6 protein-coding genes are annotated in these 7,661 nt (G+C 74.9%); 3 read left to right on the forward strand and 3 right to left on the reverse strand.

From position 1 onward, the window contains the following. Nucleotides 1-1,023 (reverse strand): pyroglutamyl peptidase (locus tag ACFXPK_RS10070; RefSeq protein WP_385073793.1); only part of this gene is annotated, 1,023 nt, incomplete at its 3' end. A 291-nt stretch (nt 1,024-1,314) separates the two neighbouring features. On the opposite strand from ACFXPK_RS10070, the gene ACFXPK_RS10075 reads away from it, so the two are divergent. Beyond that, the gene (locus tag ACFXPK_RS10075) at nt 1,315-3,804 is read left to right on the forward strand and encodes a glycoside hydrolase family 3 protein (RefSeq protein ID WP_385073676.1); all 2,490 of its coding nucleotides are present in this window, start codon (nt 1,315-1,317) and stop codon (nt 3,802-3,804) included. A 73-nt stretch (nt 3,805-3,877) separates the two neighbouring features. Here ACFXPK_RS10075 and ACFXPK_RS10080 read toward each other — a convergent pair whose 3' ends face one another. Together ACFXPK_RS10080 and ACFXPK_RS10085 are read right to left on the reverse strand one after the other, a co-directional pair. Continuing rightward, nucleotides 3,878-4,882: an aldose epimerase family protein gene (locus ACFXPK_RS10080; protein ID WP_385006374.1), complete on the reverse strand. Its 1,005-nt coding sequence runs from the start codon at nt 4,880-4,882 to the stop codon at nt 3,878-3,880. Between the two features lie 20 nt (nt 4,883-4,902). Beyond that, a complete protein-coding gene (locus ACFXPK_RS10085; RefSeq protein WP_385006375.1) occupies nt 4,903-5,841 on the reverse strand; it encodes an SGNH/GDSL hydrolase family protein in 939 nt (312 codons plus the stop codon). A gap of 279 nt (nt 5,842-6,120) precedes the next feature. Between ACFXPK_RS10085 and ACFXPK_RS10090 the strand changes: the two genes are divergently transcribed. After that, complete coding sequence (locus ACFXPK_RS10090) at nt 6,121-6,615, forward strand: DUF3145 domain-containing protein (RefSeq protein ID WP_385006377.1); 495 nt, start codon at nt 6,121-6,123, stop codon at nt 6,613-6,615. Nucleotides 6,616-6,680: 65 nt separating this feature from the next. Then, nucleotides 6,681-7,559 carry an NAD(P)-dependent oxidoreductase gene (locus tag ACFXPK_RS10095; protein WP_385006378.1) on the forward strand — a complete coding sequence of 293 codons (879 nt, stop codon included), beginning with the start codon at nt 6,681-6,683 and terminating at the stop codon, nt 7,557-7,559. Nucleotides 7,560-7,661 lie beyond the last annotated feature (102 nt).

A 7,661-nucleotide genomic window follows, 5' to 3' on the forward strand; every position in this document is an offset into this window, starting at 1 on the left:
AAGTTCGGCGGCGGCGTGGAACGTGGGCCCGGTAAGGGCTGACCGAGGGGTCGCCCGCGATACCGAAGCCCCCGGGGGGGGGCGCCCCCCCGCCGGGATCTCCGTCACCGACGTGTTGTCGTACACGGGGAAGCGCCCGGTCTCCGCCGCCACGATCGCACCGTACGGCAGGCTCGTCGCCGTCCACTGCGGCTGCGACGCCGGGTCGCGCACGGGGACGAGGCCGGTCTCGGAGACGTTCTGGTTGTCGCCGAACCCGCCCCGCCAGGCGCCGTTGAACCGCTCGACGTCGATCCGGCCCACCCGGCCCTGGCTGACCGTGACGAAGAGATCGGCGCGCGCCAGCGGCCCGCGCAGCGCCCGCTCCACCGTGCCGTCGGCGAAGTCCCCCCAGCGGACGGGGAAGACGGCGGTCTCGATCCTGGCCGGTCCGTCGGCGGTGGTGACGACCGTGCCGTCCAGGGCGAGCGCGGTCGCCCCCGAGGGGTTGCTGATCCGGATGTCACGGTCGAGGGTGAACGGGTCGAAGCCCGTCACCACGATCCGCTTGACGCCCTTGCGGTCCTTCCCGGGGAAGGACAGGGAGTCCTGCCCCCGAGAGGTACGTTCCAGCGCGTCCAGCAACCGGCTGCGCGCGGCCTCCGGCAGCCCGAACTCCGGCTGCCACTGACGCAGTTCACGGCTCATCGCCAGCCGCGCCCAGTACAGCGGCCGGTCGTCGTCCCGGCTCAGGTCACCGCGCGCGGGGCCACGCCCCTGCGCCCGGTCCACCGCCCGCTGCCAGAGCCGCGCCCCCTGCCGCTCGACGGCCCGCTCGGCCGCCCGGTACGACGAGGCGCCGCGCAGGGCCCGTACGAACCCGGGCGCCACCTGGTCGAACCCGCTGCGCCGCAGGATCTCCTGGGGCACGGCCCGGTCGAGGCGCTGCTCCTCGACGGTGGGCGCGGGCGCCGCCGGTGCGGGGGCGGCGGTGGCGGCCGGCGGCAGTACGGCGAGGGTGAGCGCGGCGGTGGTGAGCAGCACGACCCCGAGCCGATCGGGCCGCACGCGCGGGCGTACACGCAGAGGCGTGAGTTTCACAGGAGTCCTTCCGTCGGGTGGCGGAAGTATCGCTTCCGGACAGCCCTGTTGACCATGGCCCTCGCGGTCACGAGCGCGCCGTGGCGGGCCTCGTGACCGTCGGCCGGCTCCGTCAGGCGGTCCACGGCGAGCCGGTGACCGAGAATCGGTCACGCGGAGGGGATCTTTGGCCACCGCCGTGTCACCATTCCTTCGACCGCCGGTACGGAGCAACGCTGACCAGGAGGTACGGCCGTGGCCGACGCATCCATCACCCGGACCGAGCACGCACGGGAAGCCGCCGTCACCGCGGCCCTCGGCAAGCTCGATCTCGACGCCAAGGCGCGGCTGCTGGCCGGCCAGGACATGTGGTCCCTGCCCGAACTCCCCGAGATCGGGCTCGCGTCGCTCGTGATGTCCGACGGGCCCATCGGGGTCCGCGGGATCCGCTGGACCGCCGACGACCCGTCCGTGGCCCTGCCGTCCCCGACCGCGCTCGCCGCGTCCTGGGACCCGGAGCTGGCCCGCCGCGCGGGCCGGCTGCTCGCCCAGGAGGCCCGCCGCAAGGGGGTGCACGTCCTGCTCGCGCCGACGGTCAACCTGCACCGCTCGCCGCTCGGCGGCCGGCACTTCGAGGCGTACAGCGAGGACCCGTACCTCACCGGCGAGATCGGCACCGGCTATGTGCTCGGCGTCCAGGACGGCGGCGTCGGTACGACGGTCAAGCACTTCGTCGCCAACGACGCCGAGACCGACCGCTTCACCGTCGACAACCTCGTCGCCCCGCGCCCGCTGCGCGAGCTCTACCTCGCGCCCTTCGAGGCGATCGTGGCCAACGCCCACCCCTGGGGCATCATGGCCGCGTACAACCAGGTCAACGGCTCCACCATGACCGAGCACCGCTACCTCCAGAACGAGGTGCTGCGCGGCGAGTGGGGCTTCGACGGCTACATCGTCTCCGACTGGCTCGCCGCGCGCTCCACCGTCTCCGCCCTCCTCGGCGGTCTCGACGTCGCGATGCCGGGCCCGCGCACGGTCTACGGCGAGGCGCTGGCCGCCGCCGTACGGGCCGGGGAGGCGGCGGAGTCCGCCGTCGACGACGCGGTACGCCGGGTCCTGCTGCTCGCCGCCCGGGTCGGCGCCCTCGACGGCGCGCCCGCCGCCGTCGCCGAACCGCCCGCGCCCATCGACGGCGAGGCGCTGGCCCGCGAGATCGCCCGCCGCTCCTTCGTCCTCGTACGGAACGAGACCCGGGACGGCCGCCCCGCGCTGCCGCTCGACCCCGCGCACGGCACGATCGCCCTCAGCGGCGCCGCCGCCCGCGACGCCCGGGTCCTCGGCGGCGGCTCGGCGACCGTCTTCCCCGACCACATCGTCCCCCCGCTGGACGGGCTCACCGCCGCGCTCCCGCCGGGGTCCCTGACGTACTCGATCGGCGCCGACCCCAGCGACGAACTCGCCGACGCGGGCCAGGGGTTCGAGCTGACCGCCGTGTGCAGGGACGCCGAGGGCCGCACCCTGGGCACCACCTCCGTCCCCGGCGGCCGTCTCCAGTGGACGGGCAGCGACCTGCCCGACGGGGTCACCTACGACAGGCTCCACTCCATCGAGCTGACGGGCACCTTCACCCCCCGGGAGAGCGGCGAGCACACCTTCGGCACCCGCGGTCTCGGCGGCTTCCGGCTCACCGTCGGCGGCGCCGTCCTCTTCGACGGCTTCCAGGAACCCGGCCCCGGCGCCGACCCGTTCGAGGAGTTCTTCGGGGCGCCCGTGGAGCGCGCCCGCACCGTCCTCACCGAGGGGGAGCGGGTCGAGATCTCGCTCCACCACTCCGTCTTCAAGATCCCGGACGCCCCGATCAGCGGCGTCGCGCTCTCCCTGCTCCACCTCGGCCCGCGCCACGACCCCGACGAGCTGATCGCGGAGGCGGTCGAGGCGGCCCGTACCGCCGCCACCGCCGTGGTCGTGGTCGCCACGACGGAGAGCGTCGAGTCCGAGGGCTTCGACCGCGTGGACCTGCGCCTCCCGGGCCGCCAGGACGACCTCGTCCGCGCGGTCGCCGCCGTCAACCCGAACACGGTCGTGGTCGTCAACACCGGCTCCCCGGTGGAGCTGCCGTGGCGCGCGGACGTTGCGGCGGTGCTGCTGACCTGGTTCCCCGGCCAGGAGGGCGGCGGGGCGCTCGCCGACGTCCTGCTCGGCGCGGCCGAGCCGGGCGGCCGGCTGCCCACCACCTGGCCCGCCGTCCTCGCGGACGCGCCGGTTTCGAGGACCACCCCGGAGAACGGAGAACTCGCCTACACCGAGGGCGTGTTCATCGGCTACCGGGCCTGGGAGCGTGCGGGCACGACGCCCGCGTACCCCTTCGGCCACGGTCTCGGCTACACCGACTGGGAGTACGAGACGATCGAGGCGACCCCGCTGGAGGCCCGGGTACGGGTGCGCAACACCGGCCCGCGCGCGGGCCGCGAGGTCGTACAGATCTATCTCGCCCCGGTCGCCGGCGAGGACACCGGGCAGGCGGAGCGCCCGGCGCGCTGGCTGGCCGGCTTCGCCTCCGTCGAGGCGGCGCCCGGCGAGAGCGCCGAGGTGACGGTCCCGCTGCGCCGCAGGGCCTTCGAGATCTGGGACGAGGCGGCCGGCTCCTGGTCCTACGTGTCCGGCCCGTACGAGGTCCAGGCGGCCCGCTCCGTCACCGACCGCCTGCTGACCGCCCGCGTGGAGGCCGCCGACCGGACACGGTAGGGCGCCAGACGGACCTGCGGCCCCGGGGCGGGACCTGACACCACCCCGGGGCCGCAACCCCGTGCGCCGCGCGTCAGCGCGTGGAGAACCGGCAGACCGTGGTCGACGCGTACACCTCACCGGGCCGCAGCACCGTGCTCGGGAAGGCCGGCCGGTTCGGCGAGTCCGGGAAGTGCTGCGTCTCCAGCGCGATCCCGGCGCCGGGGCCGAACGGCTTCCCGTCGAAGTGGTCGCCGCTGTAGAGCTGGAGCCCCGGCTCGGTGGTGGTGATCGTGAGGACCCGGCCGGACGCCGGGTCGTACAGCTCGGCGGCGAGGGCGTCCGCCGCCGCGCCGTCGCCCCGCTCGCCGTCCAGCACGAAGTTGTGGTCGTACCCGGGGCCCACCGGACGCGGCGTACGGAAGTCGAAGCGCGTCCCGTCCACCGGCGCCAGCTCCCCGGTCGGCAGGAGGGCGCCGTCCACCGGGGTGATCCGGCCGGCCGCGATCCGCAGCTCGTGCCCGTCCGTCGCCGGACCGCCGCCCGCGCCGCCCAGGTTCCAGTACGTGTGATTGGTCAGCGCCACATGCGTCGGAGCGTCCGTCACCGCGCGGTAGGCGATGCGCAGCGCGCCGTCCTCGTCCAGCGTGTACGACACCGAGACGTCGAGGCGGCCGGGGAACCCCTCCTCGCCGTCCGGGCTGACCCGCGACAGCCGCACCCCGTACGCGTCCCCACCCACCGGCTCCGCGTCCCAGACCCGCCGGTCGAAGCCGTACGCCCCGCCGTGCAGACAGTTCGGGCCCTCGTTGGGCGTGACCCGGTGCGCCACCCCGTCCAGGGTGAAGGAGGAGTCCGCGATCCGGTTCGCGTACCGGCCGACGAGGGCGCCGTAGTACGGCCCCCGGTGGTCCAGATAGCCCGCGAGATCGGGGAAGCCGAGCACGACATCGGCGACGGTGCCGTCCCGGTCGGGAACCTCCACCGACTGGACGATGCCGCCGTACGTCAGCAGGCGTATCCGGGTACCGGCCCGCTCCAGGGTCCAGCGGTCGACATTCGTACCCTCGGGCGTGGCGCCGACGCGCTCGGTGTTCATGACAGTCACGATCAAGCACCCTACGCGGGCGGCTCGGCCGCCGTGACATTGCGGTACGCGATCTCCGCCAGCCTGCCCTGCCCGTTCCTGCTCGGGTGGAACCAGTCCCAGGGGCTGAGCTGCTCACCGCTGAACCGGAAGGCGAAGACCGCGCCCCCGTCGTACCGGCAGCGCCGGTCCTTGGCGCACACGTCCCGCAGCACGCCGTTGTACGCCACGACCCGCTCGTACACCAGGTCCCGCCGCTCCCGGGCCGCCCTGCCGTCGTCCTGGGAGTCGCCCAGCATCGACGCGCAGATGCCCAGCTTCCACACCTGCCGGCCCAGCGGACTGCCGCGCCCCGTCGACCAGAGCCGCTTGAGGTCCGGCACGCTCGACACGTACACCTGCGCCTTGGGCGCGCCCGCGCGCAGCTCGCGCAGCGACGCCTCGAAGGACGCCCTGAAGCCGTCGACGGAGGTCATCCGCTCCGTCGAGTTCCGGCAGGCGTCGTTGGCGCCCACCAGGACCGTGACCAGCTCGGGCCCGTACGCCGCCGCCCGCGCCATCTGGTCCGGCAGATCGGCCATCCGGGCGCCCGTCCTGGCGACGTTCCAGGTACTCGCCGCCAGCCGCTCCTCCGAAGGCCCGCCGAGCAGCCGGTAGGCGAGGCTCCGCACGCCCCGGTCCGACCCGGTCGACCAGGACACCTCGGGGCACTCGGCGAGCACCCCGCAGGCGTCGAAGCCACGGGTTATCGAGTCCCCGACGGCGGCCACGGTAGCCGGGCTGCGGTCCCACAGCGGGGTGGGGCGCGGGGAGGGAGAGGCCGCCGCGCTGGAGGCGCCGGAGGAGGGGGAGCCGGAGGACGTGCACCCGGCGAGCACCCCGGTCCCGGCGACGACCGCCGCGGTCACGGCGGCGAACCCGGCCCGGACCCGCCCGGGTCCGCCCCGGCTCCGCGGGCTTCTGTCACGCATCTGGCCTCCAGATCGGCGGCGCGGCCGGTGCCCGCCGGGTCGTCCTGGGCCGTTCGGGCGAGTGAAGGCTTCGCGCAAATCGGCCCGGGACCGACGGTACGTCACCCCGGGCGCCCCACCGCACGATAGCTTTTCCCACGTCGAAACAGAGGCGCCCGATCGCTCGGCTCCGGTAAATTACCTCACGTCACAAGCTGTCCCTTTTGCGGAGTTTCACTCCCGATGCTGTTTACTGAGGCCGCTGGGAAAGGCGAACCTCGTCCCACACTGGAGGTCCCGGTGACGACACGTGGAGTTCTGTACATTCACTCCGCACCGCGCGCGATGTGTCCCCACGTCGAATGGGCGGTGGCCGGGGTGCTGGGCCTGCGGGTCCAGCTCGACTGGATCAGGCAGCCGGCCTCGCCCGGCACCTGGCGGGCCGAGGTCTCCTGGAAGGGCCGGGCGGGCACCGCGTCCAAGATCGCCTCCGCGCTGCGCGGCTGGCAGATGCTCCGCTTCGAGGTGACCGCCGAACCCTGCGCCACGGCCGAGGGCGAGCGCTACAGCGCCACACCCGACCTGGGCATCTTCCATGCGGTCACCGGTATGAACGGCGACATCCTGGTCCCCGAGGACCGGCTGCGGGCCGCCCTCGCCCGCGCGCAGGAGGGCGGGACCGCCCTGGCGGCGGAGGTCGCCAAGCTGCTCGGCAAGCCGTGGGACGACGAACTGGAGCCGTTCCGGTACGCGGGCGAGGGCGCCCCGGTGCGCTGGCTGCACCAGGTGGTCTGAGCCGGCCGGGTCCGTACGGAGGCCCGGCCCGTGCGGCGCTCCGCCCCCGGGCCTACGGTGGCCGTATGGCTGACACACTCGCAGTAGCCGTCCTCGGCACCGGAATCATGGGCGCCGCGATGGCCCGTAACCTCTGCCGCGCCGGACTCGACGTACGCGTCTGGAACCGCACCCCCGCCAAGGCCGAGCCGCTCGCCGCCGACGGCGCGCGCGTCGCCGCGACCCCCGCCGAGGCGGTCGCCGACGCGGATGTCGTCCTCACCATGCTGTACGACGGGCCGGCCGCGCTCACGGCGATGGAGGCCGCCGCCCCGGGCCTGCGCCCCGGCGCCGTCTGGCTCCAGTCGACGACGGCGGGCGTCGAGGCCGTCGCCCCGCTGGCGGAACTGGCGGCGGAGCGGGGGCTGCTCTTCGTCGACGCCCCGGTCCTCGGCACCCGGGCCCCGGCGGAGAACGGCGAGCTGCTGATCCTGGCCGCGGGACCGCAGGAGGCGCGGGCCCCGCTCGCCCCGGTCCTGGACGCGGTGGGCAGCCGTACGGTCTGGCTGGGCGAGGACGGCACCACGGCCGCGGCCACCCGTCTCAAACTCGTCTGCAACAGCTGGGTCCTGGCCCTCACCCACGGCACGGCCGAGGCGCTCTCCCTGGCCAAGGGGCTCGGCGTGGACCCGCACCACTTCCTGGAGGCCGTCGCGGGCGGCTCGCTGGACTGCGGCTACCTCCGCGCCAAGTCGCGGGCGATCCTGGACGACGACTACACCCCGAGCTTCTCGGTCACCACGGCGGCCAAGGACGCCCGTCTCATCGTCGCCGCGGGCGCGGCGGAGGGCGTACGCCTGGACCTCGCGGCGGCCGGCGCGGAGCGCTTCCGCCGGGCGGAGGCGCAGGGGCACGGCGAGGACGACATGGCGGCGACGTACTTCGCGAGCTTCGGCGGCGCGTAGCGCGCCCCAGGGCCCAGGGGCCCGGGAACGCCGCGGGGGGGGGGGGGGGGGGGCCGGGGCCCCCCCCCCCGGGGGGGGGGGGGGGCGGGGTGTGCTCCCGGG

The sequence above is a fragment of the Streptomyces sp. NPDC059142 genome, from assembly GCF_042755665.1.
GTDB lineage: Bacteria > Actinomycetota > Actinomycetes > Streptomycetales > Streptomycetaceae > Streptomyces.

Coding starts and splice junctions, on each gene's coding strand:
- ACFXPK_RS10080 (WP_385006374.1), bottom strand. CDS start 4,882: ATGAACACCGAGCGCGTCGGCGCCACGCCCGAGGGTACGAATGTCGAC.
- ACFXPK_RS10085 (WP_385006375.1), bottom strand. CDS start 5,841: ATGCGTGACAGAAGCCCGCGGAGCCGGGGCGGACCCGGGCGGGTCCGG.
- ACFXPK_RS10095 (WP_385006378.1), top strand. CDS start 6,681: ATGGCTGACACACTCGCAGTAGCCGTCCTCGGCACCGGAATCATGGGC.